We start from the raw sequence: 25,812 nt of genomic DNA, 5'->3' as shown, positions 1-25,812 counted from the left end.
CGGTCGGGGGTGCCCGCGACGGACGGTCTCCGGCGGTCGGGGAACCCTGCTCCCCTGCGGCGGCGACCTCACCGGTCCGACCGATGGGTTCTGGCACTCTCAGCATACGAGTGCCAATGTCGAAGTTAGCACTCGCCCCGGGCGAGTGCAAAGGGGTGGGGCAAGGGCGGGCCGGCGGGCGCGCACCTCACACGCTGAAGAGCAACCAGAGGCCCGTGAAGGTGAACGCGATCATGACGAACAGCATCGCGAGCTGACCGCTCAGGCGGTGGCTGCGCGGCAGCACCACGAGGGCGCGGTCGTGCGCGGCCAGCACCGCGAGGATGTGCCCCACGACGACCGCCGTGACCTTGAGCGAGGCCAGGAGCTCGGGATCGCGCGACAGGATGTACGACGCGCTCAGCTCGCCGAAGGGTTGCCAGCCTCGACCGAAGGGATCGAGCAGGAGGATCAGGGTCTCCTGCCCCTTCTCGACCAGGTACGTCGCGTAGTGCGCCACGATGTAGCCCACGACGATCGGCACGAGGGTGTGGGCGAGCTGGCCCGGCAGGGCCCGGCGCTCGGCCGTCGACACGCCGCCCGTGGCCGCGGCCGCGGCGGCGAACAGGCCGCCGGCGACCAGGCAGAAGCCGACGAGCACGGCGGTCTGCTCGAGGTCGCCGACGTCGCGGCGCTGCCAGAGCGGGGACGCCGAGAACGAGTCGAAGGCCGTCGATCCCAGCAGCACGCCGAGCACCGCGACCAGGCCCGGGGCCACCGGCACCTGCGTCAGGCTCCGCATCGGGTTGTGGAGCTTCCACCGCCCGTCCAGCACGAACGGCGAGAGCCGTGCGACGACGGCGCTGTAGACGTCGAACGGGTCGGCGCGGTCGAACCACGTCGGCCCCACGACGACCCCGCCGACGATCATGGCGGCGCCGTAGACCCCCACCCACCAGCGCACGGCCTCGACGCTGCCGGGATCCGGGGACGCCAGCTCGAGCCACACGAAGGCGAGCAGGCCGAGCGCCGCCGGCCAGTAGCCGAGCCGGGCGGGCCAGGCCACGAAGCCCTCCGGTCGACCGAGCGCACGACCCACCAGGGCCTGGATCGTGCGCCAGGGCGACAGGTCGCGCCAGACGTGGCCGAACATCAGCGCCAGCGGCACGAGCCCGACCCACACCCAGACGTACGTGCCGCCCAGGCCACCGTTGGAGGCATCGCTCGGGCCGGCGAACAGGGCGGTCAGCACCCAGACGGTGAGCAGCAGGCCGAGCACGGCGAGCCAGGGGCGTCGCGGCGGTGGCTGTGCCGCCGGGCCGCCGGCCTGGAGCCGCGGCTCCTTCCACGCCAGGGCCAGGACGGCGAACGAGATCGTCAGGGCCCACGACGCACCGATGACCGCCGCGGTGAACGGGATGGGCAGATCGGTCGCCCCACCGATGCCATGGGCCGGGAGGACGACGGCGGCCACGCTCACGAGACGACGAGCTGCACGATGACCGCGTCGGCGTGGTGCGACTCCACGGCGACCTGACCGGGACGGTCGACCGTGAACTCCAGCTCGCCCGAGGCCCCCGCGGGGACGTCGAGCGAGTGCTCGGGGTCGGAGTGGACGTGCACCTCGTCGGCCTCGCTCGACCGGTTCGACACGACGAGCCGCACCGGCTGGCCGATCTCCACCTCGACGCGGTCGCCACGCGGCGTGGGGCCGTCATCGGCCAGCGTCACCTCCACGACGACCGTGTCGTCAGCCGGTTCCGCGGTGCCGCTCGCCGGGGTGCTCGGACTCGGGGCCGGATCGGCGCTGGCCCCGGCGTCCCTGTCCCCGCCGTCGCCGCAGGCCCCCAGGACCAGCACCAGCGTGGTGACGGCCGCAACGGCGATCGTCCTCATCGGTCCCCCTGCTCGTCGTCGATGTTCTTCAGGTCGTCCGGGATCTCGTCGAGACCGCGCTCGAGGAGCTCCTGCTCACGACGTTCGTCGAGGCGGTCCTTGCGTGCCACGTAGACCACGACCCCGACCACGACGATCGCCGGCACGAACGCCGGGATCGCCAGGAGCAGCGGGTGGTGAGCCCGGTCCACGACCTCCGCGGCGAGCTCGAGCGATCCGGTCATCCCGAGACGGTGTCATGAGCCGCCGCCTCGGCCGCCGCCCGCTCGCGCAGCCGGGACGAGAAGCGCGAGACCGAGACGCAGATGCCGATCAGCACCGCGAGGCTCGTGACCAGCACGACGAGGTTCGCGACACCCCACAACCAGGCGGGAGCACTGAAGTCGCGCTCGCGCTGCAGGATCTCGATCTCGGGCACGAACTGGACCGGCTCGCCGTCGGTGGCGCTGAACTCCTCGGCGTCGATCGCCTCGTCGGGCGCCAGGTAGATCGGCGCCGCCGTGAGGGTGCGGCCGTCCTGCACGCGCAGCAGCGTCTTCCAGGTGCCGCCCACCGGGACCGGGATCGTGGACTCGTAGGTGTTGTCGCCGACCTTCGCGAGGTTGTCGGTGACAACGCCCTCGCCGCCGCCCTGCCACGCCGTGATCTGGACCCAGGTCGGGTCGCCGTCGACCAGGCCGTCCGACAGCGTGGCGGTGACCGTCATGACGTCGCCCGCAGGCGTCGACATCCGTGTCGTCTCGAACGTGGCCGTGGCGTCGTCGGGAACCGTGGCCCACAGGCCGTTGGCGACGGCCGCCGACGTCACGAGGACCGAGGCCGTGACGATCGTGCGACCCACCGCGCGTGACGGGAGACGTCCCTGCAGCCCGAGCGCGAACAGCGCGCCGCACAGCCCCGACCCGATCGCGACGGGAACGGTCATCGCCAGGCCCTCGAGCCACATGTCCTGGGTCCAGGCGAACGGGAAGACCTGGTCGTTCCAGACCTTCTCGATCGCGGTGCCGACCGTGCCGATCAGCAGACCGGCGACGGCACCGAAGGCGAGGTAGTGGCGCCGCAGTGCCGTGAGGGCGAGCAGCTCGACCAGCAGCGCGCTGCCGAGGTAGAGCGGGAAGACGTGATCGGCCTGCCCGAAGACCGGCCCCACGATGAAGGAGACGAGCCCGCGCATGCCGAGGAAGAACGACGCCGCGAACAGGGCGGCGCCGGGGCCGACGAACAGCCGGGCCGCGACGAGCGTCAGACCGGCGGCCGCCGCGATCATCATCGGGGCGAAGACCATGCGGAACTGGGCGATGCCGAAGTCGAACTCCGCCTGGAAGACCGACAGGCCGATCAGGAGACCACCGAAGGCCGCGCCGTAGGTGAGGAACCGGGCCAGACCACCGCGGTCCTGGTGCTCGGCCGAGAACTCGCCCTCGCGGCGCAGGAGGATGATGCCGGCGGTCGACAGGCCGGCGCCGCCGATCAGCATCAGGTGGGTGGGGCCCCAGAGGGTGACGTCCTGACCGAAGAGGCGGTGCCACACGTCGTCAAGCGGGAAGCCGATCAACGCGTAGAGGCCGCACGCCGCGATGTAGATGCCGGCGACCGGGGCGTACCACTGACGGGTGATCTTGACCGACGCGATGCCGGGCTTGATCCCGTCGCGCGGCCACACGACGGCACTCATGCCGGCGATGAACAGCGCAAAGAGCCCGTAGAGGATCAGGTAGTGCGCCGGGTTGGCCAGCGGACCCTCGTCGCGTCCGCGTCCGGCGTGCAGGCTCACGTCCCAGAGGAACCCGAGCAGGGCCACGATCAGCGAGCTCGCGACGAAGGCCGTCGCAATGGCCGACCAGCCCGGTTCGCCCAGACGCCGATTGAGCTCCTCGCCGAGCTTCTGGAACCACTCGATGCGGTGCGTGCGATGCGCCCACGCGATCCACAGCAGCACGAGCGAGACGACACCCGCCGCGACGGAGAGCCCGAAGACCTGGTCGAGCGCGGCGCCGCCGACGGGTGCGGTGTCCTGTGCCTGGAGAACCATACCGGGAGTATGGCGTTTCGGATGTGACATGGCAACTGTTTCGTCACACTCCCGTCACGCGGGCTCGGTCACACGACTCGACAGCCGTCATCGTGACGATGTCGCGCGTCACGCGGACCCCGAGCGGTGACCTGGCGACCGTTCCGCTGTCTCGAACGGAGGCAGAGGCACCGCTCGCTGTCGCGCACGGCTCAGCGGTAGCCGCCTGCCACGGCGGGAATGATCGAGATCTGGGTGCCGTCGGGGGTCGTGGTGTCGAGGCCCTGCGCGAAGCGCACGTCCTCCTCCGCGACGTAGATGTTGACGAAGCGGCGCAGCTTGCCGTCCTCGTCGACGACGCGCGCCTTGAGGCCCGGGTAGCTCGACTCCAGCGAGTCGAGCACCTCGGCGAGGGTCGCCCCCTCGGCCGTGACCTGAGAGGAGTCCCCGGTGTACGAGCGGAGGATCGTGGGGATGCGGACGGAAACGGACACGGGATGCTCCTCGGAACTGGTGGGGCGCTCAGGCGAGCTGGGCGGCGACGAAGGCGTCGTAGGTCGGGGCGATCGTGGCGGCCGGACCCACGGCGCCCGACACGGCGTCGAGCGTCTTGAGGCCATGACCGGTGTTGATGAAGACGGTCTCGAGCTCGGGGTCGAGCTGACCGGTCTCGACGAGCTTCTTGAGCACCGCGAGCGTCGTGCCGCCGGCGGTCTCGGTGAAGATGCCCTCCGTGCGAGCGAGCAGCACGATCGCGTCCCGGATCGCGTCGTCGTCGACCTGCTCAACGCCGCCGCCGGTGGACCGGGCGATGTCGAGGACGTAGATGCCGTCGGCCGGGTTGCCGATCGCGAGCGACTTGGCGATCGTGTCGGGCTTGACCGGACGGATCGCGTCGTGCCCCTCGGCGAACGCCGTCGCGACCGGGTTGCAGCCCGCCGCCTGGGCGCCGAAGACCTTGTAGGGCTTGTCCTCGACCAGGCCGAGCTTGATGAGCTCCTGGAACGCCTTGTGCACCTTGGTGAGCTGCGAACCGGACGCGACCGGGATCACGATCTGGTCGGGCAGCCGCCACCCGAGCTGCTCGGCGATCTCGTAGCCGAGGGTCTTGGAGCCCTCGGCGTAGAACGGGCGGACGTTGACGTTGACGAAGGCCCACCCGTCCTCCTCGCCCGCGATCTCGCTCGCGAGCTTGTTGACGTCGTCGTAGGTGCCGTCGACCGCGACCAGGTTGTCGGTGAAGACCGCGGAGTTGACCTGCTTCGGGGTCTCGAGGTTGCTGGGGATGAAGACCACGGTGCGGATGCCGGCTCGCGCCCCGGCCGCGGCGACCGCATTGGCCAGGTTGCCCGTGGACGGGCAGGCGAAGACCTTGCTGCCGAGCTCACGGGCGGCGCTCAGCGCGCACGCGACGACGCGGTCCTTGAAGGAGTTCGTGGGGTTGGTGCTGTCGTCCTTGACCCAGAGCTTGGCGATGCCGAGCTCCGCGGCCAGGTTGCGAGCCTCGAGCAGCCGCGTGAAGCCCGGCTCGAGGTTGGGGCTGGACTCGATGTCGTCGGGCACCGGCAGGAGCGCCTTGTAGCGCCAGATGTTGGCCGGACCGGCCTCGATCTGCTCCCGGGTCACGTCGCCGAACTGGTAGGCGATCTCGAGCGGACCGAAGCATTCGTGGCACACGTAGTGCGGGCCGAGCTCACGGGTCGCGCCGCACTCGCGACAGACCAGCCCTACGGCGGGACCGAAGGCACCTTCGCGCAGGCGGGGCGCGCTGTCGGTGGCGGGCGGAGTGGGGGCAATGATGCTCATGGAGCCTCCTCGTTCATCTTCCCCGGATGCGAGCCGGGCCGGACGGAGCACCTGGTCGAGATCCGACTGGTTGCTGGGGCTTCGGCGGGCCGTGTCCCTCCACCCCTCATGATGAGTGGGACAAGCCTACGAACGCGTCTCGCGATGTGTCCAATCGGTCCGGATGGTGGACGTCCTGACGGCGTCACCATCTGCCCTGCCCTGTTTCGCCGGCGGAGCGGCGAACCTCAGGCCGGAGGGTCGACGAGGTCGGCGAGCGCGACGAGCCAGTCGGCGATGCCCTCGGGTCCGTCGAGGACCAGGTCAGAGCGCGCCACCAGGGCGTCCTGCTCGCTGGAGGCCGAGCACACCTTGACCGTCGCGACGCCCCGGCTGGCCAGCTCGTCGAGAGCGTCGAACGCCGGCAGGTCTCCGAGGTCGTCACCGGCGAACACGACGGTGTGCACCGCGAGCCCGCCGACGACGTCACGCAGCGCCTCGCCCTTGGTGATGGAGGCGGCGCGGAGCTCGAACACCTGACGGCCCGGCTCGAAGGTCAGGTCGAGCGAGGTCGCCAGGTCGCGCAGCGGCCCGACGACGGCCTCGGCCGCCGACGGGGCCAGGCCGCGGGTGTGCACCGCGACCGCGAGACCCTTGTCCTCCACCAGCGCTCCCGGCGCGCCCCACGCGTCGAGCAGGCCCGGCAGGTCGGCGACGAGCCGGTCGACGACCTCGTGGCGGTCGGCTCCCTCGACGACCCCGGTCTCCGGCGTCCACCGCTCCGCGCCGTACTGACCGCGCACCTCGAGCGACTTCAGGCCCGGGCGCGTGTCGAAGTGGCCCAGCTCCCGCACCTGGGCCACGGGGCGACCCGTGATGATCGCCAGGCCCCCCAGGCGGGGTCCGAGCCGGTCGAGCGCGGCGATCGAGCGCGGGTGCACGGCAGCCGCGGCGGGGTCGTCGACGATCGGCGCGAGCGTGCCGTCGAAGTCCAGGGCGAGCAGGACTCCGGCGGGGTCGTCCGCGACGATCTGGAGCAGGTCGTCGGCAGTGGTCACGACAACGATGATGGACGACTGATCAGCACGGCCGTCAGCCGGTCGTCCCGCATGCCGTCGACGCTCGGTCGAATGCGCGTGATCCCGAGGTCCTGCGCGAGCGTCTGCGCCTGCGCCTCGAGCTGCGGCGGGTAGTAGACGGTGTTCTCCGGATACGTGCCGCGGGTGTCGCCCGTGCGCAGGTCGTCCCAGCCGAGGTCGCCGAGCAGATCGGCCGCATCGCCCGCCAGGCCGTTGACGCCCGAGCCGTTCAGGATCGAGACACCGGGCGACCGGTCGGCCACCGGCTCGGGCTCGGGCTCGGCGGAGGGCGGCGGGGCCACCGTGGTGGGTGCCGCGGTGGTGGGTTCGGAGCTCGTGGCGGCGGGGGTCGGCGTGGCGGAGGCCGACTCGCTCGCCGAGGCGACCGACTCCGGGTCCGACCCTTGTGTGGCGTCCCAGGCCAGCCAGCCGAGACCCGCGGCGCCGACCACGATCGCGATGAGGGCCACGACGATCAGCCAGACCGGTGGGACGAACGCCCGACGGCCGACCGTGCGACGGTGGTCCATGACCTCAGACGTCGATGCCGAGCCGCCGCGCCGTGCGCGACCGCGCCCGGTCGGCCCGCAGCCGGCGCAGCCGCTTGACCAGCAGCGGGTCGAACGCCAGGGCGTCCTCACGGTCGAGGAGGGCGTTCAGGACCTGGTAGTACCGCGTGGCCGACATGTCGAACTTCTCGCGGATGGCCTGCTCCTTGGCACCGGCGTACTTCCACCAGGTGCGCTCGAGATCGAGGATCTCGCGTTCGCGATCATCGAGGGACCCGGCGGGCGTGCCGTGGCTCTCCTGGGATCGGGGCGCAGCGCTCATGCCGCCATCGTAGCGGCGAATCACACGCGTGTCATTCGTTCCGAGCGCGTCTCGCCCGAGGTCTCGCTAGGGTGGCTGCATGGCCTCCGGCAGCAGGACCTTCGGCACCGCGGAGTTCGTCGTGATCGCCAACCGTCTGCCGGTCGACCGCGTCAAGGCCCCGGACGGCACCACGACGTGGCGCACCTCGCCTGGCGGCCTCGTCACCGCGCTCGAGCCCGTCATGCGGCGCAAGGGTGGCGCCTGGATCGGCTGGCACGGCGCCCCGGACGAAAAGCTCCGCCCGTTCACGCACCAGGGCCTCAAGCTCGTGCCGGTGCACCTGTCGGAGTCGGAGGTCGTCGAGTACTACGAGGGCTTCTCCAACGGCACCCTGTGGCCGCTGTACCACGACGTCATCGCCCCGCCGGCGTTCCACCGCGAGTGGTGGGACGCCTACGTCACGGTCAACCGCCGCTTCGCCGAGCGAGCCGCCAAGGTCGCCGCCGAGGGCGCGATCGTGTGGGTGCAGGACTATCAGCTCCAGCTCGTGCCGGCGATGCTGCGCGAGCTGCGACCCGACGTCAAGATCGGCTTCTTCCTGCACATCCCCTTCCCGCCCACCGAGCTGTTCCAGCAGCTGCCGTGGCGGCGCGAGATCCTCGAGGGCCTGCTCGGGGCCGACCTCGTGGGCTTCCAGCTCAACGGCGCGTCGGGCAACTTCATCCGCCTCGTCCGCCAGCGCGTGGGACACAAGACCCACCGCGACTCCGTCTACCTGCCCGACGGCCGTGTGGTCCGGGCCAAGGCCTACCCCATCTCGATCGACGCGAAGGGCTTCGAGGAGCTCGCCCGCGACCCGGCCGTCGTGGCCCGTGCGGCCGAGATCCGCGAGAGCCTCGGCAACCCCGCCACGATCGTGCTGGGCATCGACCGGCTCGACTACACCAAGGGCCTGCGCCAGCGCATCCGCGCGTTCGGTGAGCTCATCACGGCCGGGTCGGTGCACCCTGACGACGCGGTCTTCGTGCAGGTGGCCACGCCGTCGCGCGAGCGCGTCGACCAGTACCGGCTCCTGCGCGACGACGTCGAGCGACTCGTGGGCCGCATCAACGGCGACGTCGGGCGCATCGGACGCCAGGCCATCACCTACCTCCACGCGTCCTACCCCCGCGAGGAGATGGCGGCGCTGTACCGCGCCGCCGACGTCATGGTCGTCACGCCCCTGCGCGACGGCATGAACCTGGTCGCCAAGGAGTACATCGCCTGCCGCTACGACGAGCGCGGCTCGCTCGTGCTGAGCGAGTTCGCGGGTGCCTCGGGCGAGCTCAAGCAGGCGTACCTGGTCAACCCGTACGACATCAACGGCATGAAGGCCGCGATGCTCGAGGCGATCAAGGCCGGTCCGAAGGAGCAGGGGCGCCGCATGAAAGCGCTGCGCAAGCAGGTCATGGAGAACGACATCGACCAGTGGGCCAACGACTTCCTCGTCGACCTGGCGCCCGAGACCCACACCAAGCGCACGCGACCGGTCTGATGTCCGACGCCCCCTGGCGCGATCGGCCCGTCCTCGCCGGTGAGCAGGTCACGCTGGTGCCGCTGCAGCCCGAGCACGCCGGCGGCCTCCTGGCGGCGGCCGACGACGACGAGGTCTTCCGCTGGCTGCCGGTGCGCCGACCGGGCGACATCGGTCAGATGCGCGCCCTGGTCGCCGAGATGCTCTCCCGCGATCCCGCCCAGCTCGCCTGGACCCAGACCGCGACCGCCACGGGCGAGATCACCGGCTTCACGACCTACTACGACATCGACCCCGCGCAGCGCACCGTCGCGATCGGCTGGACCTGGCTCGGCAGCCGCTTCTGGCGCACCGGCCTCAACACCGAGGCCAAGCTGCTCCTGCTGGGGCGGGCCTTCGACGACCTGGGCTGCGTGCGGGTCGTGTGGCACACCGACGTCAACAACGAGCGCTCCCAGGCCGCGATCGCCCGGCTCGGCGCCACCCGCGAGGGCCTGCTCCGCAAGCACAAGCGCCGCCCCGACGGCTCCTGGCGCGACACCGTCCTCTACTCGATGCTCGACTCCGAGTGGCCGTCAGCCCGAGAGCGCCTCCTGCGCCGCTGACCCCCACCCCTCCCGTGCCGCTCGCGAGAGACTTTGTTGGTGCCGACGAGAGACTTTGTTGGTGCCGAGGAGCGAGTGTGTTGGGGCTCGGGCCAACAAAGTCTCTCCTGACCACCAACAAACTCTCTCGGCAGCGGTAATTCAGGTGCGGCGGGTGCGGGCGAGGAGGATCAGGGAGACCGCGAGGGCCAGCACGGTCGCGGTGAAGGTCACGGCGAACGCCGGGGTGTGACCTCCGTCCGGGGCGATGCCGGGCACGCCGTCGGCCAGACGGCCCGCGAGCGACGAGCCGAGGGCGTAGCCCACGCCAGTCGCCCCGGCGAGAAGTGTCATCGCGGTGCCCACCCGGTCCGGGGCCACGATCTGGCCGGCCGTCGCGAAGGTGCTGATCATGAACGGCGCCACCGCGAACCCGAGCAGGGCGATGACCGCCACGAGCTGGCCCACGGTCTCGACGAGCAGCAGGGGCGCCGAGAGCACCACGAGGCCGGTCGCCGCCGCCACGAGCCGCTGCGGGTAGCCGATCTGCTCTGGAAGGGCCGCGACCGCGAGGCCCGCGATCGCGCTGCCGATCCCGAGCGTCGCGTGGATGACGCCGGCCAGGCCCGGTTGCCCCTCGGCCGTCGCGAGCACGGTCGACCCGGTCTGGGTGGCGCCGAACAGCATCCCGATCAGGAGCTGAGCGGCCGCCAGAATCAGCAGCAGACCCGTGAGGAGTCGGCCCGTGGAGGCCACGGCGCTCGGGTCGGGCCGGGTCAGCGCCGCGGTCGGGTGGAGCGCGAACGCCGAGCCGAACAGCGCCAGCACGACCGCCGCCAGCAGGAGCGCCTCGGACGGATCGACGAGCACCGCGAGCAGCCCGACCGTGGCCGGTCCCAGCACGAAGGAGAGCTCGTCCGCGGCACCCTCGTACGAGAACGCGGCGTCGAGGAGCCTGCGCCGGTCGCGCGTGCCCACGAGGACCGGCCCCCAGCGCACCCGGGCCAGCGGACCGATCTGCGGGATCGCGAGACCCGCGAGCGCCGAGGTCGCGATCACCAGCGGCGACGGGGCGTCGCTGACCGCCACGAGCACCAGCAGCACGAGCCCGGCACCCCCGACGAGCGACTGCCCCAGCACGACGGGCCGCTGGCCCGTGCGGTCGGCCAACGAGCCGAACACCGGCGCCCCTACGGCGTTCGCCACCGCGAGCGCACCCGCGGCGCCGCCCGCGACGGCGTAGCTCCCGGTCGTGTCGCTCACCAGCAGCAACGTGCCCATCTGGCTCATCGCGAGCGGGACGCGTCCGAGGAAGGCGATCGCGACGTACACCGGTCCCACGGTCCGGACCAGCAGGCGGTAGGACTGCAGCGCACTCACGGACCGAGGCTACGCTGCCGACGTGCCCCGCCCGCTCGCCGACATCATCGCGCCCGACTGGGCCGAGGCGCTCGCCCCCGTCGTCGACGACGTCGCGGCGATGGGCGAGTACCTCCGCCAGGAGATCGCCAAGGGGCGGCGCTACCTGCCGGACGGCGAGCACGTGCTGCGCGCGTTCACCCGACCGCTCGCCGACGTGCGTGTCCTCGTCACGGGCCAGGACCCGTACCCCACCCCAGGCCACCCGATCGGGCTGAGCTTCGCGGTGGCCCCCGACGTGCGCCCCCTCCCCCGGAGCCTGCAGAACATCTACACCGAGCTGCAGAGCGACCTCGGCGTGCCGCCCGCCGCCCACGGCGACCTCACCGCGTGGGCCGAACAGGGCGTCCTGCTCCTGAACCGGGTGCTCACGGTGCGGCCCGGCAATCCGGGCAGCCACCGGGGCAAGGGTTGGGAGCGCGTCACCGAGCAGGCCATCCGCGCCCTCGTCGCCCGGGGCGGGCCGCTCGTGGCGATCCTGTGGGGCCGCGACGCGCAGAGTCTCGCCCCGATGCTGGGCGAGGTCCCCCAGATCACCTCCTCTCACCCCAGTCCGCTATCGGCGTCACGCGGATTCTTCGGCTCGCGACCGTTCAGCCGCGCCAATGAGCTCCTGGAGGCCCAGGGCGCCAGCCCGATCGACTGGCGCCTCGACCGAGGGACCTCGCCGCCTGCCAACTAGGCTGAGCGCATGACCGACCGCGCGCCGTCCTCCCGTCCTGTCAAGGACCGCGCCGTCGTGATCGACCGCGGCTTCGCGATCTTCCAGCGTTGGGCCCTGCGCGCCGTCGTGATCGCTGCCGCCGCGTACGTTCTGGGGTGGGTCATCGGCCACACGTGGATGATCTGGTTCCCGGTCGCCCTGGCGCTCGTGATCTCCACGGTCCTGGCCCCGCCCGTCACGTGGTTGCGCCGGCGCCGCGTGCCCTCAGGGCTTGCCGCGGCTGCCGTCATGATCGGGTTCATCGGCATCATCAGCACGACGATCGCGATCCTGGCCCCCCAGGTCGCCGGTCAGGCGCCGGACATCGCCGACAAGGCCGTCAGTGGCCTGTCCGAGGTCCGCGACTGGCTGCGCAACGGCCCGTTCGAGGTCACCGACAACCAGATCACCAACGCCATCTCCGCCGTGCAGGAGCAGATCCGCACGAGCGCGTCCGCCATCAGCGCCGGCGTGTTCTCCACGATCGGGGTCGCCACGGGCGTCGTCCTCAACATCGTCGTCACCTTGATCCTGACCTTCCTGTTCATCAAGGACGGCCACCGGTTCCTCCCGTGGGTCGGCGCGCTCGCGGGCCAGCGCGCCGGCGTCCACACCGTCGCGGTGCTGGGACGGGCCTGGGACACGCTCGGCGGATTCATCCGCACGCAGACCTTGGTCTCCCTCATCGATGCCGTCATCATCGGCATCGGCCTCCTGATCGTGGGCGTGCCGCTCTGGGTCCCCCTGGCGGTCATCACGTTCTTCGGCGGGTTCATCCCGATCATCGGCGCCTTCGTCTCCGGCGCGCTGGCGGTGCTGGTGACGCTCGTGACCAACTCGCCGCAGGACGCCCTCATCGTCCTGCTCATCGTCTTCGCGGTACAGCAGCTGGAGGGCAACGTGCTCTCGCCCTGGCTGCAGGGCAAGACGATGAACCTGCACGCCGCCGTCGTCCTGCTGTCGGTGCTGGCCGGCGGCTCCCTGTTCGGCATCACCGGCGCCTTCCTCGCGGTGCCGGTCGTGGCCACGGTGGCCACGGTGCTGCGCTACGTCAACGAGCAGATCGACGCCAACGTCGACATCGCCGCACCGCCGGGAGACTCCGCGGCCTCGGCGCGCAGGCACCAGGACGACGAGGACGTCGAGCCTGCTCACGACGTCGCCGACGCCGGCCGACCGTGACCCTGCCCCACCTGACCGTCCGCGGGCGGTCCCTGCGACGTGACCGCGCGCTGATCATGGCGATCATCAACCGCACCCCCGACTCCTTCTACGACCGCGGCGCGAACTTCGCCGACGACGCCGCCCTCGAGGCCGTGCGCCGCGCGGTCGCGGAGGGAGCCGACGTGCTCGACGTCGGCGGGGTCAAGGCTGGCCCCGGTGACGACGTCGACGCGACCGAGGAGCTGCGCCGCACCGCCGGCTTCATCGGGGCCGTCCGCGAGGAGCACCCGGACGTCGTCCTCAGCATCGACACGTGGCGGGCCGAGGTGGCCCGCCGGTGCCTGGAGGCCGGGGCCGACCTGGTCAACGACACGTGGGCCGGCGCCGATCCCCGCCTGCGCGACGTCGCGGCCGAGCACGGCGCGGGATTCGTCTGCTCGCACACCGGAGGCGCCGTGCCCCGCACCCGCCCGCACCGCGTGCACTACGACGACGTCGTGGCCGACGTCATCAGCACCACGACCCGGGCGGCGCAGGACCTCGTCGCGGCCGGGGTCCCGCGCGAGGGCATCCTGATCGACCCGACCCACGACTTCGGCAAGAACACCTGGCACAGCCTCGAGCTCGTGCGGCGCACCGATGCGCTCGTCGCCACGGGGTGGCCGGTGCTCATGGCGCTGAGCCGGAAGGACTTCATCGGCGAGACGCTCGACCTGCCCCCTGAGGAGCGGCTCGAGGGAACCCTGGCGGCCACCGCCTGGGCGGCCCAGGCGGGTGCGGCGATGTTCCGCACGCACGACGTCGCGGCCACCCGCCGGGTCCTGGAGACCGTGGCGACGATCGCCGGGGACCGGCGTCCGACGAGGACGGTGCGCGGTCTTGCCTGAACACGAACGACCGGGCCCCACGGCCGTCGACGACTGGTTCGCCCGGCGCACCCTGGCGGCCACCGAGCACGACCCCGCCGAGCTGGCCGCCCGCAAGGACGGTCTCCGGGTCGCCGCGGTGCTGCCGGCCCGCGACGAGGAGGCCACCGTCGGTGACATCGTCCGCGCCCTCGGGGCAGGCCCGCTCGACCGGCACGGACTTCTCGACGAGATCGTGGTCGTCGACTCGCACTCGCGTGACGCCACGGCAGACGTCGCCGCGGCGGCGGGGGCACGCGTCGTGCGGTGCACGGCCGATCCGCAGGACGGCAAGGGCGGAGCGATCCGCAGCGGCCTGGCCGGGACCGACGCCGATCTCGTCGTGTTCCTCGACGCCGACGTCGAGTCCTTCCGCGAGGGCTACGTCACGGGGCTCCTGGCTCCCCTGCTCGACGACCCGACGCTCGCGCTCGCCAAGGCGTTCTACGACCGTCCGTTCCGGCCCGAGGCCGCCCGTGGCGTCGGCGACGGCGCGTCAGGGGGCCAGCGCGCCAACGGAGGCGGCCGGGTCACCGAGCTGGTGGCACGCCCCTCGATCGCCGAGCGCGCCCCCGAGCTGGCCGGCTTCGCCCAGCCGCTGGCCGGGGAGTACGCGGTGCGCCGGCGGGCCGTGGCCGGGCAACCCGTCGTCTCGGGCTACGGCGTCGACCTGGGGCACCTGCTGCTGACCTGGCGCGCACACGGGCTCGACGCGATGTGCCAGGTCGATCTCGGGCACCGGACGCACCGCCACCACGACCTCGACGCGCTCGGGCGCATGGCGGCCCAGGTCCGCGCGGCGTTCCTGCTCTGCCTCGACGGTCAGCGTGAGGTCCGGACCTCCCACACGCGCTTCGCGCGCGACGCCCAGGACCGCCTGGTCCGGACGCGGGAGACGGTGACGACCCGGCTCCTGGCCCCCGTCGGCCGCTGAGGCCGGCCCGATCAGCCCGTACGGTCACCCCTGACTGCGTTAGGGTGCCAGCATGACCGACCTCACTCCAGGCACGCGTTCGGGCGACTCGATCGGCTGGGCCGTCGACCATGGGGTCCTGACCCTGTGGCTGCGTCGCGCCACCACCTTGAACGCGATCGACGGCGCGATGCTGGAGGACCTCGCCGACGTCGTGGAGCAGGCCACCGACCACGGTGCCTCCGTGATCGCTCTGCGCGCCGAGGGCCGCGGCTTCTGCTCGGGGGCCGACATCGGGGGCGACCCGACTGCTGACGACGGTCCGGCCAAGACCGACACGATCGTCGCCGGCGAGCGCCTCGTGCGCGCCATGACGACCTCCCCGCTGCCGGTCGTGTCGGCCGTCCACGGCCCGTGCGCCGGCATCGGCGTTCCGCTCGCGCTCGCGGCGGACCTCACCCTGGCCAGCGACCAGGCGTTCTTCATGCTCGCGTTCACCCGGATCGGCCTGATGCCCGACGGCGGGGCCACGGCGCTCGTGGCGGCCGCGGTCGGCCGCGCCACCGCGATGCGCATGGCGTTGCTGGCCGAGCGCATCACGGCGGCAGACGCCGCCGCGCAGGGGCTCATCGCCTCGGTCTCGCGCGCCGACACCTTCGACGCCCACGTCAACGACGTCCTCGCACGGCTGGCGGCCGGCCCGTCGGTCGCGTACGCCCTGACCAAGCAGGCCGTGAACGACGCGACCCTCGCCAGCCTCGACCACGCGTTCGAGGTCGAGCTCGAGGGTCAGGCGGGGCTGCTGGTCGCCGCCGACTTCGTCGAAGGCACGACGGCGTTCCGCGAGAAGCGCGCCGCGGTGTTCACGGATCGCTGACGGCAGACCCCCCGACGCTGCCGGACGCCGCGTCGCCGGGATGTGGCACGATGCCCTGCAAGGTGCCCGAGGATGGCGCCGCGCCAACGAGAGGAACCCACGGGCGATGACCGACGTCGACGCAACTCTGGACGCTGCCGGACTCACCAACACGCACGTCCGCGAGTACGTGAAGCACTGGTTCGAGATCACGGGCGCCGAGCGCCTGGAGGTCGTCAACGCCAGTGACGACGACCGCCTCGTCGCCGAGGCGGTCGAGGCCGGGGAGCTCCTGCCGGTCGGCCAGGGCCGCTACTACTCGCGTTCCTACTACAAGGACACCGCGCGTGCCGAGGAGCGCACGATCGTCGCCACGAGCGACGAGGGCGACAAGGGCGTCTACAACAACTGGCGTCCCGCCGCCGAGATGAAGGACAAGCTCGTCGGCCTCATGACCGGCGCGTCCGCCGGCAAGACGATGTACGTCATCCCCTACCTGATGGCGCCCCCCGGCTCGCCGCTGGAGAACTTCGCCGCCGGCGTCGAGCTCACCGACAACCGCAACGTCGTCATGCAGATGATCCGCATGGCCCGCGTCGGCGTCGACCACATCAACGATCTCGGCGACTCCTTCGTGCGCGCCGTGCACGTCACGGGCGACCTGCCGAACCTCGGTCAGGGCACCCCGGACGACCAGCGCTACTTCGTCACGGTCGCCGACGAGCGCACGATCCTGCACTACGGCTCCTCCTACGGCGGCAACGCCCTCCTGGGCAAGATCGCCCACGGTCTGCGTCAGGGCGCCTACGACGGCTGGAAGAACGGCTTCCTGGTCGAGCAGTTCATGCTGCTGGGCGTCGTCGACAAGGAGACGGGCAAGAAGTACCACATCTGTGGCGGCTTCCCGTCGGCCTCGGGCAAGACCAACCTCGCCATGACGCTGGCGCCCGACGCCCTGGGCGACCGCTACTACGTCGAGTTCTACGGCGACGACATCGCGTGGCTCTGGGTCGGCGACGACGGCAAGCTCTACGGCATGAACCCCGAGAACGGGGTCTTCGGCGTCGCCAAGGACACCAACGAGAAGACCAACCCCACGGCCGTCGACTCGATCGTCGAGGGCACGGGCGCGATCTTCACCAACGTCGCCTACAACGCCAAGACCCAGGAGGTCTGGTGGGAGGGCAAGGGCCCCAAGCCCACCGACCTGGACGGCTGGGAGGACTGGAAGGGCGATCTCATCGCCGACCGCTCGGGCGAGGAGGTCGACGCCCCGTGGGCGCACCCCAACAGCCGGTTCACCACGACGCTCGCCAACGTCCCCAACGTCGCGAAGGACTTCGAGGACCCGGCCGGTGTCGAGATCCACGGCGTCATCTTCGGTGGCCGCACGCGTGACCGCGAGCCGCTCGTGCGCGCGATCACCGACGTCGCCGAGGGCGTGTACGACGGCCTGACGCTGGGCGCCGAGGCCACGGCCGCGGCCGACGGCCTGGAGGGCGTGCTCCGCTACGACCCGATGTCGATGCGTCCGTTCATGTCGTACGCCGAGGCCGACTACGCGGCGCACTGGCTCGAGGTCTTCAGCCGCACCACGACCAAGCCGATCTTCGCGCACGTCAACTGGTTCCAGCGCGGCGACGACGGCCGCTTCCTGTGGCCCGGCTACCGCGAGAACCTGCGCCCGCTCGTGTGGCTCATGCAGTACAAGAACGGCGAGGTCGAGGGTGTCGAGACGCCCGTCGGCGTCATCCCGAAGCGCGAGGAGCTGCTGCTCGACGGGCTCGACGAGCAGGCGCTGGCCGATCTCGACACGGTGCTCACGATCGACACCGACCGCTGGAAGCAGGAGATGGGCCACCGCGAGAAGCACCTGGCCCAGTTCGACGGTCTGCCCGAGGAGATCTGGGAGGCGCACCGCCGCGTCGCCGCCGCCCTCGAGGCCTCCGAGTAGGCAGCGCACTCAGCACCGACGCCGTGGGGCGGGCCCGTTGATCGGGTCCGCCCCACGGCGTTCTGCCGTCCTCTGGCGGTGAGTCAGCAACCTCTCGCGGGCATGAGCGGTTGCCAGCCCACCGCTCCGCGACGCGGGCGGTGAGCCGGCAACCTGGTGAGACCGGTGAAGGTTGCCTGCTCACCGCCCGGCCACGACGCGTCAGACCGCGTGCACCGCGGCGAAGAACGCCTCCACGTAGTCGGCACCGGTCGTGCCGCCCATCCCGTGCTGGGTCAGGATCGCGGCGCCGACCCCCGCGCTCGGGTCGACCCAGAGGGAGGCGCCCGTGCCACCGTGCCAGCCGAACCGACCCGCGTGAGATCCCGGGAACCGGGGCTCGAGATCGATGGCGACACCGTGGCCCCATCCCAGTGTGGGCCCGAGGTCGGCCACCGCCATCGGTCGCGCCCCCGCTCCGAGGCGGTCCTGGCCCAGGTGCCGCACGGCTGCCGCGGGCAGCACTCGGCCACCCGGGGCGTCCCCCTCGTCGAGCAGCAGCTCGATGAATCGCGCCAGGTCCGCGGCCGTCGAGAGCAGCCCGGTGGCCGACGACCGGAAGGCGGGGAGCTCGACCAGGCTCGGATCGGCGGGCGGAGCGACCTCGACCCGTTCGCCGACCCGGTTGGGGAAGTACTGCGCGGGCACCCGGCCCAGCTGAGCCGGACCCACGCTCCATCCGGTCTCGGTCATGCCGGCCGGCGTGAGCAGGCGATCGCGCAACAGCTCGTCCAGCGGGGTCGCCGTGGCCCGCTCCAGCACGACGGTCAGCAGGTCGTACGACATCTGGTAGAGCCATCCCTCCCCCGGCTGGTGCGCCATCGGCACCGAGGCCAGGCGTCGCACCCACTCGTCGGGGTTCACGGGGCTCGGCAGCCACGTCGACTCCAGCTGCTGCTCGGCCTGGGCCCGCTGGAGCGGCGTGCCCTCGAGCACCGGTCCCCACCCGAGGCCGGCACCCATCTCCAGCACGTCGCTCACGGTCAGGGACCTGGCCGGCGGCACGACATCGTCCAGCTCGGCGTCGGGTGCGCGCAGGACCTGCCGGCCGGCGAGCTCCGGGACCCAGCGCTCCACCGGGTCGTCCAGGCCCAGCACGCCGTCGCAGGCGAGGGCCGCGGTCAGCACCGCCACGATCGGCTTGGTCAGCGAGGCGACCCGGAAGATCGAGTCGTCGGCGTAGCGGCCGAGGGACTCGACGTGCACGGTCCGGTCGTCGCCGGAGCCACGCACGATCGCCCAGGTGGCGCCCGGGATGTCGTGGTTGGCGGTGAGCTCGGCCACCCTGCTTCGGACACGGTCCTCGAGGTCGGTCATGGCTCCATCGTGGCAGTGACTTGACCGCGGCGCGTCGCAGCCAGCAGGCTCGGCGGGTGGCTGTCACTGATCCGCGCGAGCGCGTGGGCACCTGGCGCTTCGATCGCGACATCGAGGACCGTCTCGGCCCGGCGCGCCACGTCGTCGGCACGACCGAGCTCGCCGTAGGCGAGGACGGGCGCGTCCGCTGGAGCGAGACCGGGACCATGACGTGGGACGGCGGCGAGACTCCGGTCTTCCGGAACCTGTTCGTGGAGCGGCGGCCCGACGGCTGGTGGGTCACGTTCGAGGACGGCCGCGACTTCCACCCGTGGTCCGTGGGCCAGACGGTCGTGCACCCGTGCGGCGCCGACACCTATGAGGGGCGGATCCAGATCGACCGGCCGGACGACTGGACCGTGGTCTGGAACGTCTCGGGCCCGGCGAAGGACTACACCATGACGACCCGACTGACCCGCGAGGTGAAGCGGTAGCGCCCGACCGACGAGATGTGGACACTTCGGCACGCAGCGGGGGCCGAAACTCGTGCGGACGTGTCCACATCCAGGCGGTGAGGTAAAGCGACCTTAGCCGTCGCGGCGGGCGAGGGTCAGGGCGAAGTCGCCGTCGGTCCAGAGGTGCTCCACCGTGAATCCACCGTCGGCGAGCTCGCGGCGCAGCTTCTCGGGGCGGAACTTGGTGGAGATCTCGACCCGGATCTCCTCACCGGCCGCGAGGTCGACGACCAGGTCGGCTCCGGGAAGCGTGACCCGCTGCGGCGACTCGGCCCGCAGACGCATGTCGATGCGCTCCATCGCCGGGTCCCAGAACGGGACGTAGCTGAAGGCCTCGAGGTCGAAGTCGGCGCCCAGCTCGCGGTTGAGCACGACGAGGCTGTTGAGGATGAACTGCTCCGTGATGCCCGCGGAGTCGTGATAGGCCGCGACCAGGCGGTCGGCCTCCTTGACGACGTCGGTGCCGAGCAGCAGCCAGTCACCCGGGGCGAGCGAGTCGGCGAGGGCGCCGAGGAACGCCGCCCGCTCCTCGACGTAGAAGTTGCCGATCGTGCCACCCAGGAACGCCACGAGCTTGCGGTCGCCCGTGGGCAGGTGGCTCAGGTGCAGCGTGAAGTCGCCGGCCAGGGGCTCGACCGAAAGGCCCGGGTAACGCTGCGCGAGCATGACGGCCGCCTCGCGCAGCGTGGACTCGCTGACGTCGACCGGCACGAAGCGGCGCAGCGATCCGCCGGCGTCGAACGCGTCGAGCAGGGTGCGGGTCTTGTCGCTCGTGCCGCTGCCGAGCTCGACGACCGTGGAGGCACCTGTGACGCTCGCGACCTCGGCCGCGTGCTCCTCGAGCAGGCGGCGCTCGGCCTCGGTCGGGTAGTACTCGGGGAGCCGGGTGATCTGGTCGAACAGGTCTGAGCCGCGGTCGTCGTAGAGCCACTTGGGCGGGAGGGTGCGCGGCACCGAGCCCAGCCCTCGTCGGACGTCGGCGACCAGGCTCCCCGAGGCACGCTCCGGGTCGAGCACGACGCGCACGGCCGGTTCAGGACGCTGACTCATGCCCGCACCCCACCGTCGGCCAACCGGACCCCGGTCATGGGCCATCGGGCACCCGCCGGGAAGAAGTTGCGGTACGTGTGCCGCGCGTGACCCGGGGGCGTGAGCGCGGATCCGCCGCGCAGCACCATCTGGCCCGACATGAACTTGCCGTTGTACTCGCCGATGGCGCCGTCGGGGGCCGAGAACCCGGGGTAGGGCAGATAGGCCGACGAGGTCCACTGCCAGGCGTCGCCGTGCACCTGGCGCAGGTGGCCCGTGGCCGGACCCGCGGCGGTGGCGTGCAGCGACGGCGCGCCGTCCGCCGCAGGCGGTGTGCCGTCGGCCACGACGGCGTGCTCCCACTCGGGCTCGGTGGGCAGGCGCATGCCGCGCCACGTGGCGTAGGCGTCGGCCTCGTAGTGGCTGACGTGCGTGACGGGCAGGCCGGGATCGACCGGATGGGTGCCGTGCAGCGTGTGCTCGGACCAGACCCCGTCGTCGTCGCGCCAGTAGAAGGGCGAGCGCCACTGCTCACCCGTGACCTTGGCCCAGCCGTCGGAGAGCCAGAGCTCGTGCCGCTGGTAGCCGCCGTCGGCCATGAACTCCATCCACTCGCCGTTGGTGACGAGGCGGTCGGCGATGCGGTACGGCTCGAGCCAGGCACGGTGCCGCGGGAGCTCGTTGTCGAAGCTGAAGCCGCTGCCCTCGTGGCCGACCTCGACCAGGCCGCCCTCGACGTCGATCCAGCCCATCTGGTCGGGCTCGGACCGGGGCGAGGGGCTGCCGGCGTAGACCGGCCGCAACGGATTGACCGACAGCACGTGCTTGATGTCCATGAGCAACAGCTCCTGGTGCTGCTGCTCGTGGTGGAAGCCCAGCTCGATCGTGGAGCCGAGCTTGTCGAGCGTGCCGTCGTCGAGCGTGCTGATGAGGTCGCGGACCCGGGCGTCGACGTTCTGGCGGTACAGCCCGACGTCGTGCGCACCCGGCCGCGTGATGGCGCCGCGCTCGGCGCGCGTGTACCGCGGACCGACGGCCTCGTAGTAGCTGTTGAACAGGAACCAGTACTGGTCCTGGAAGGGCGCGAACCCCGGCTCGACCTCGGCCAGCAGGAAGGTCTCGAAGAACCAGGTGACGTGCGCCCGGTGCCACTTGGTGGGCGAGACGTCGGGCATCGTCTGGACCGTCTGGTCCTCGGGGGACAGTGGTTTGGCCAACGCCTCGGTGTGGGCGCGCACCTGGGCGAAGCGCGCCTCCAGCTCGGCCGGGTCCCAGCGTGGTTCCGACATCCTCGACTCCTCGTCTCGGTTGCGTTCCACGATAGGTGGGGCCACCGACAGTCGCACGGGACCTGACACCGCCACGCGAGAAGTTCACCGAGTTCTCACGTGCGTCGCCGAAGGAAGGGGCGCGACGTCGACCCCGAGAGTCGTGGCGCGAGAGAAGCACCCTGCTGGAGCCACCGACAGGAGTCGAACCCGCGACATCTTCTTTACAAGAGAAGCGCTCTACCAACTGAGCTACAGGGGCGCGTGGCCGAGCCACCCGACCAGGCTAGTGCATGAACCTGCCGCGACGGCTCGGTCCGTGGGCATACTGAGACCGTGACCGACCCCGCCCACCTCCTGCACGCGACGCGCGAGCTCCCAGCGCCGCTGGCCCTCCTGGACGGGGCCGCGCTCGAGGCGAACCTGGCCGATCTCGCCCGCCGCGCCCACGGGGTGCCGGTGCGGGTCGCGACCAAGTCGGTCCGGGTGCGCGCGGTGATCGACCAGGCCCTGGCGCACGAGGCGTTCCAGGGGCTCATGACGTACTCGCTCGCCGAGAGCCTGTGGCTCGCCGACCTCGGGCACGACGACATCCTGCTGGCCTACCCCAGCGTCAACGCCCCGGCGCTGCGCGACCTCGCCGCCGAGCAGCACCGGCGCGACGCGATCACGGTCATGGTCGACTCGCTCGACTCCCTGGACGCGATCGACGGCGTCCTCGGGGTCCGGCACCCCACGATCCGCGTCTGCCTCGACGTCGACGCGTCGCTGCGGCTCGGACCGATCCACCTCGGCGTGCGCCGCTCCCCCGTGCACACCGCGAAGCAGGCCCGTCGGGTCGCCGAGGCGATCGCCCGCCGGCCCGGCTTCGAGCTCGTCGGCGTCATGTTCTACGACGCGCAGATCGCGGGACTGCCGGACACCTCACCGGCGGTGCGCCTCGTGAAGAAGCGTTCCGCCGCGGAGCTCGCCGAGCGCAGGTCCGCGGTCGTCGAGACGGTTCGTGCCGTGGCCGACCTCGAGCTCGTCAACGCGGGCGGCACCGGCAGCCTCGAGGTCACCGGTCAGGACCCGGCGATCACCGAGCTCACGGCCGGATCCGGCCTCTTCTGCCCGACCCTGTTCGACGGCTACGACGCGTTCGAGGCCCGCCCCGCGGCCTTCTTCGCCCTCGACGTCGTCCGCCGTCCGGCGCGCGGGATCGCGACCTGCTTCAGCGGCGGCTACATCGCCTCCGGGCCGGCCGGCGACGCTCGCGTGCCCACCCCGGTCTTCCCCGAGGGCCTGACCCTGATCGGCACCGAGGGCACGGGCGAGGTCCAGACGCCGCTCACGGGCAAGGCCGCCCGCATGCTGCGGCCCGGCGACCGCGTGCTCTTTCGCCACGCCAAGGCCGGCGAGATGTGCGAGCGCTTCGACGCGATCCACGTCGTCGACGCCGCAGGCCCGGTCACGTCACATGCCACCTACCGCGGCGAGGGGAAGAACTTCGGATGAGCCCATCGACACCCACGTGGACCAACTGGGCGGGCAACGTCCGCAGCGCTCCGGTCGCCCTGGAGCACCCGACGACGACAGCCGAGGTGCAGGCGATCGTCGCCCGCGCGGCTCGCGACGGCCGCACGGTCAAGGCCCACGGCGCGGGCCACTCGTTCACCCCGATCGCCGCGACCGACGGCATCGCCCTGAGCCTGGCCCGCATGAACCGCGTGCTCGACCACGACGTCACGACTGGCCTCGTCCGGGTCCAGGCCGGCATCTCGTTGCACGAGCTCAATCCACAGCTCGCGGCGTTGGGGCTGGCCCTGCCCAATCTCGGCGACGTCGACCCGCAGTCGGTGGCCGGCGCGATCTCCACCGGCACCCACGGCACCGGCGGCCGGCTGCAGGGCATCGCCGCCGCGGTGGCCGGTCTCCAGCTCGTGACTGGCGACGGCGACCTCCTCGAGGTCGATGCCGAGCACCCGTGGGCCACGGCCATCCCGGTCAGCCTCGGCGCACTCGGCATCGTCACCGAGGTCACGCTGCGGTGCGTGCCGGCCTTCCTGCTGCAGGCCCGCGAGGAGCCGGCGAGCCTGCCCGATCTCGTCGGGCGGCTCGACGAGCTCGCTGACGACTACGACCACGCCGAGTTCTACTGGTTCCCGCACACCGAGAAGGCCCTGCTCAAGCGCAACACCCGCGTGCCCCACGGCACCGCTGCGGCGCCGCTCGGGCGCCTGCGCCACTGGTGGGACGACGAGTTCCTGTCGAACACCGTGTACGAGCGTGTGCAGCGCGTCGCCGCGCGACGCCCCGGTCTCGTGCCGCACATCAACGCGATCTCCGGGTCGATGCTGGGCGCCCGTACCTACACCGCCGACTCCTTCGACGTGTTCGTCTCACCACGCCGGGTGCGGTTCCGCGAGTCGGAGTTCGCGGTGCCCCGGGCCGCTCTGGCGCCGGTGATCGAGGAGCTGCAGACCTGGTTCGCGGCCCGCCACGAGCTCGTGTCGTTCCCGATCGAGGTGCGGTTCACCGGTGCCGACGACGTCTGGATGTCGACCGGGCACGAGCGCGACAACGCCTACGTCGCGGTGCACCAGTACCACCGGACCGACCCCACGGCCTACTTCGCGGCAGCGCAGGACATCTTCACCGCGCACGAGGGTCGGCCCCACTGGGGCAAGATGCACACCCTCGGCGCGGACTACCTGGCGACGCGGTACCGCCGCTTCGAGGACTTCCTCGCGATCCGCGAGGACGTCGACCCGAAGCGGCGGTTCACCAACGCCTACCTGGACCGGGTGCTGGGCACCTGATCCTGCCGGGAGGTCAGTGCGAGTGACCCTCGGTGGCCGAGGCACCCACGACGACCAGACGGCCGGGCTTGCCGTCTACCTCGACGGTCTCGAGCGTGCTCGTGGCGAGGTCGAGCGTGTGGATCGCTCCGGCGAACGGGTCGGTGATCCAGAGGGTGTCGCCCGCGACGGCGAGGTACGGACGGTCCTCCTTCCAGTCCTCGGTCTTGTCCCACTCCGCGATGGCGGGGACGGTCGAGACCGCACCCGTGGCCAGGTCGACGACCCGCAGGGCGCCGTCCGTGCCGATCACGATCGCGCGTCCCTCGCTCACGACGATGTTGCTGAACGCGGCGCCCAGCTCGACGACGCTGGCGGTGTCGGCCGCGGTGTCGTACAGCGCGAGGCGGGTCTCGAGCTCCGGCTGGTCCTCGGCCGACAGCGTGCCCGCGACGACCGGACTCTCGTGGTCGGACGCGAGCGTGCCCGTGCCAGCACCCTCGACGGGTGAGGCGATCGAGCGCGCCTGCCCACCGTCCACGACCAGGATGCCCGTGTCACAGCCGAAGGCGTAGCCCGTCTCGCCGACGTGGGTCTCGCCGTGCAGGCCCGGGCAGGTCTCGAATCGGTTCGTCTCGGTGCCCGTCGCATCCAGCACGGCCACACCGGTGGCGTCGCCGTCGACCGCGACCGTCGCGAGGAAGCCGCCGTCGGAGGTCGGCACCGCGACCCCGTGGTGCGGCTCGCCGAGCTCGAAGACCTGCGGCTCGATCGTCCCGCCCTCGAGCTCGTCGTGGTCCAGCACGCCGAAGGAGCCCTGGTCGTCGTACCAGATCACGCTGCGCTCGTCGTCGCTGACGGCGTGGTACGAGAGGTGGTCGAGCTCGAGCTCGGTCTCGGTCGGCTCGGTCGTGAAGAAGTGGCCGTGGTCGCCGTGCGCCTCGACCCACGTGCCGGCGTCGATCAGGCCGATCTTCTCGTCCTGGTGCGCGAGCGTGAAGACGTGGCGGCCGTCGGCGGCGGTCTGCACGTAGGGGGCGGAGTCGGTCGCGATCGTGCCCTCGGAGGTGATCGTGGTGGCGTCGAAGACCTCGACGTGGTCCGCGTAGGCGACGACGAGGCGCGGCGTGGCCTGGTCGACCTCGACGGGCTCGGCGGCGGCCGACGACTCGTCGGCGGCGTCGGTCTCGGAGCCGCAGGCGGCCAGGCCCAGGGCCAGCGCGCCGAGCACGGCCGCGTGGCGGCGGCGAAGGGGGTGGCGAGATGAAGAAGTGATCATGGGGCGACACTTCATCAGTTGGTGAGAACGAT

Annotated in this window: 25 protein-coding genes, 1 tRNA gene and 1 riboswitch; of the genes, 11 read left to right on the top strand and 15 right to left on the bottom strand. The window is 71.7% G+C overall.

All coding sequences use genetic code 11. The features are described 5' to 3' along the window. Positions 1–187 precede the first annotated feature (187 nt). The 9 genes from KAG51_RS10590 to KAG51_RS10550 form a co-directional block, all read right to left on the bottom strand. On the bottom strand, positions 188–1,453 hold the full coding sequence (locus tag KAG51_RS10590) for a hypothetical protein (RefSeq protein ID WP_290583421.1): 1,266 nt from the start codon (positions 1,451–1,453) through the stop codon (positions 188–190). 2 nt (positions 1,454–1,455) lie between these two features. Continuing rightward, entirely contained in the window at positions 1,456–1,875 is a 420-nt protein-coding gene (locus tag KAG51_RS10585; RefSeq protein ID WP_290583419.1) for a hypothetical protein, read from the bottom strand. Continuing rightward, positions 1,872–2,099, bottom strand: a complete 228-nt coding sequence (locus tag KAG51_RS10580; protein WP_290583417.1) for a hypothetical protein — start codon at positions 2,097–2,099, stop codon at positions 1,872–1,874. Before KAG51_RS10580 ends, KAG51_RS10585 begins: the two co-directional genes overlap by 4 nt. After that, positions 2,096–3,907, bottom strand: coding sequence for a hypothetical protein (locus KAG51_RS10575; RefSeq protein WP_290583415.1), 1,812 nt, complete (start codon positions 3,905–3,907; stop codon positions 2,096–2,098). Before KAG51_RS10575 ends, KAG51_RS10580 begins: the two co-directional genes overlap by 4 nt. Positions 3,908–4,098: 191 nt before the next feature. Beyond that, positions 4,099–4,380: a ubiquitin-like small modifier protein 1 gene (locus KAG51_RS10570; protein ID WP_290583413.1), complete on the bottom strand. Its 282-nt coding sequence runs from the start codon at positions 4,378–4,380 to the stop codon at positions 4,099–4,101. A 28-nt stretch (positions 4,381–4,408) separates the two neighbouring features. Continuing rightward, complete coding sequence (gene thrC, locus KAG51_RS10565; RefSeq protein ID WP_290583411.1) at positions 4,409–5,692, bottom strand: threonine synthase; 1,284 nt, start codon at positions 5,690–5,692, stop codon at positions 4,409–4,411. Positions 5,693–5,702: 10 nt separating this feature from the next. Next, a riboswitch (SAM riboswitch) is annotated at positions 5,703–5,810 on the bottom strand. A gap of 109 nt (positions 5,811–5,919) precedes the next feature. Further along, positions 5,920–6,729: a trehalose-phosphatase gene (gene otsB / locus KAG51_RS10560; RefSeq protein WP_290583409.1), complete on the bottom strand. Its 810-nt coding sequence runs from the start codon at positions 6,727–6,729 to the stop codon at positions 5,920–5,922. Next, positions 6,726–7,280 carry a LytR C-terminal domain-containing protein gene (locus KAG51_RS10555; RefSeq protein WP_290583407.1) on the bottom strand — a complete coding sequence of 185 codons (555 nt, stop codon included), beginning with the start codon at positions 7,278–7,280 and terminating at the stop codon, positions 6,726–6,728. Before KAG51_RS10555 ends, otsB begins: the two co-directional genes overlap by 4 nt. 4 nt (positions 7,281–7,284) lie before the next feature. Continuing rightward, entirely contained in the window at positions 7,285–7,581 is a 297-nt protein-coding gene (locus tag KAG51_RS10550) for a DUF3263 domain-containing protein (protein WP_290583405.1), read from the bottom strand. A gap of 79 nt (positions 7,582–7,660) precedes the next feature. Here KAG51_RS10550 and KAG51_RS10545 point away from each other — a divergent pair, with 79 nt between their 5' ends. Beyond that, positions 7,661–9,097, top strand: a complete 1,437-nt coding sequence (locus KAG51_RS10545; RefSeq protein WP_290583403.1) for a trehalose-6-phosphate synthase — start codon at positions 7,661–7,663, stop codon at positions 9,095–9,097. Then, positions 9,097–9,681 carry a GNAT family protein gene (locus tag KAG51_RS10540; RefSeq protein WP_290583401.1) on the top strand — a complete coding sequence of 195 codons (585 nt, stop codon included), beginning with the start codon at positions 9,097–9,099 and terminating at the stop codon, positions 9,679–9,681. Before KAG51_RS10545 ends, KAG51_RS10540 begins: the two co-directional genes overlap by 1 nt. Before the next feature lie 141 nt (positions 9,682–9,822). Here the strand turns inward: KAG51_RS10540 and KAG51_RS10535 are convergent, their stop codons facing one another. Beyond that, positions 9,823–11,040, bottom strand: a complete 1,218-nt coding sequence (locus KAG51_RS10535) for an MFS transporter (RefSeq protein WP_290583400.1) — start codon at positions 11,038–11,040, stop codon at positions 9,823–9,825. 22 nt (positions 11,041–11,062) lie between these two features. On the opposite strand from KAG51_RS10535, the gene KAG51_RS10530 reads away from it, so the two are divergent. From KAG51_RS10530 to KAG51_RS10505, 6 genes are all read left to right on the top strand, one after another. Continuing rightward, positions 11,063–11,761, top strand: a complete 699-nt coding sequence (locus tag KAG51_RS10530; RefSeq protein ID WP_290583398.1) for a uracil-DNA glycosylase — start codon at positions 11,063–11,065, stop codon at positions 11,759–11,761. Between the two features lie 9 nt (positions 11,762–11,770). After that, positions 11,771–12,964: an AI-2E family transporter gene (locus tag KAG51_RS10525; protein WP_290583396.1), complete on the top strand. Its 1,194-nt coding sequence runs from the start codon at positions 11,771–11,773 to the stop codon at positions 12,962–12,964. Beyond that, complete coding sequence (gene folP, locus KAG51_RS10520) at positions 12,961–13,833, top strand: dihydropteroate synthase (protein WP_290583393.1); 873 nt, start codon at positions 12,961–12,963, stop codon at positions 13,831–13,833. The genes KAG51_RS10525 and folP overlap by 4 nt, the downstream gene beginning before the upstream one ends. After that, positions 13,826–14,785 (top strand): glucosyl-3-phosphoglycerate synthase, encoded by a 960-nt coding sequence (locus KAG51_RS10515; RefSeq protein ID WP_290583392.1) that lies wholly within the window; start codon positions 13,826–13,828, stop codon positions 14,783–14,785. The genes folP and KAG51_RS10515 overlap by 8 nt, the downstream gene beginning before the upstream one ends. 52 nt (positions 14,786–14,837) lie before the next feature. Next, on the top strand, positions 14,838–15,641 hold the full coding sequence (locus tag KAG51_RS10510) for an enoyl-CoA hydratase-related protein (RefSeq protein ID WP_290583391.1): 804 nt from the start codon (positions 14,838–14,840) through the stop codon (positions 15,639–15,641). A 106-nt stretch (positions 15,642–15,747) separates the two neighbouring features. Further along, entirely contained in the window at positions 15,748–17,574 is a 1,827-nt protein-coding gene (locus KAG51_RS10505; protein WP_290583390.1) for a phosphoenolpyruvate carboxykinase (GTP), read from the top strand. 201 nt (positions 17,575–17,775) lie between these two features. On the opposite strand, the gene KAG51_RS10500 is transcribed toward KAG51_RS10505, so the two are convergent. Beyond that, the gene (locus KAG51_RS10500) at positions 17,776–18,930 is read right to left on the bottom strand and encodes a serine hydrolase domain-containing protein (RefSeq protein ID WP_290583389.1); all 1,155 of its coding nucleotides are present in this window, start codon (positions 18,928–18,930) and stop codon (positions 17,776–17,778) included. A 56-nt stretch (positions 18,931–18,986) separates the two neighbouring features. Between KAG51_RS10500 and KAG51_RS10495 the strand changes: the two genes are divergently transcribed. Beyond that, positions 18,987–19,403 (top strand): DUF6314 family protein, encoded by a 417-nt coding sequence (locus KAG51_RS10495; protein WP_290583387.1) that lies wholly within the window; start codon positions 18,987–18,989, stop codon positions 19,401–19,403. 93 nt (positions 19,404–19,496) lie between these two features. Here the strand turns inward: KAG51_RS10495 and egtD are convergent, their stop codons facing one another. From egtD to KAG51_RS10480, 3 genes are all read right to left on the bottom strand, one after another. Further along, on the bottom strand, positions 19,497–20,474 hold the full coding sequence (egtD, locus tag KAG51_RS10490) for an L-histidine N(alpha)-methyltransferase (RefSeq protein ID WP_290583385.1): 978 nt from the start codon (positions 20,472–20,474) through the stop codon (positions 19,497–19,499). Next, on the bottom strand, positions 20,471–21,742 hold the full coding sequence (gene egtB, locus KAG51_RS10485) for an ergothioneine biosynthesis protein EgtB (RefSeq protein WP_290583383.1): 1,272 nt from the start codon (positions 21,740–21,742) through the stop codon (positions 20,471–20,473). The genes egtD and egtB overlap by 4 nt, the downstream gene beginning before the upstream one ends. Positions 21,743–21,907: 165 nt before the next feature. Then, a tRNA-Thr gene (locus KAG51_RS10480) sits at positions 21,908–21,983 on the bottom strand. 74 nt (positions 21,984–22,057) lie between these two features. Between KAG51_RS10480 and KAG51_RS10475 the strand changes: the two genes are divergently transcribed. Further along, positions 22,058–23,218 (top strand): amino acid deaminase/aldolase, encoded by a 1,161-nt coding sequence (locus tag KAG51_RS10475; RefSeq protein ID WP_290583381.1) that lies wholly within the window; start codon positions 22,058–22,060, stop codon positions 23,216–23,218. Continuing rightward, positions 23,215–24,522 carry a D-arabinono-1,4-lactone oxidase gene (locus tag KAG51_RS10470; RefSeq protein WP_290583379.1) on the top strand — a complete coding sequence of 436 codons (1,308 nt, stop codon included), beginning with the start codon at positions 23,215–23,217 and terminating at the stop codon, positions 24,520–24,522. Before KAG51_RS10475 ends, KAG51_RS10470 begins: the two co-directional genes overlap by 4 nt. A gap of 13 nt (positions 24,523–24,535) precedes the next feature. Here the strand turns inward: KAG51_RS10470 and KAG51_RS10465 are convergent, their stop codons facing one another. Then, positions 24,536–25,780: a hypothetical protein gene (locus tag KAG51_RS10465; RefSeq protein WP_290583377.1), complete on the bottom strand. Its 1,245-nt coding sequence runs from the start codon at positions 25,778–25,780 to the stop codon at positions 24,536–24,538. Positions 25,781–25,812 lie beyond the last annotated feature (32 nt).

The sequence above is a fragment of the Aeromicrobium sp. genome, from assembly GCF_023146395.1.
Taxonomy (GTDB): Bacteria; Actinomycetota; Actinomycetes; order Propionibacteriales; family Nocardioidaceae; genus Aeromicrobium.
This window is presented reverse-complemented; position numbering and strand designations above follow the sequence as displayed.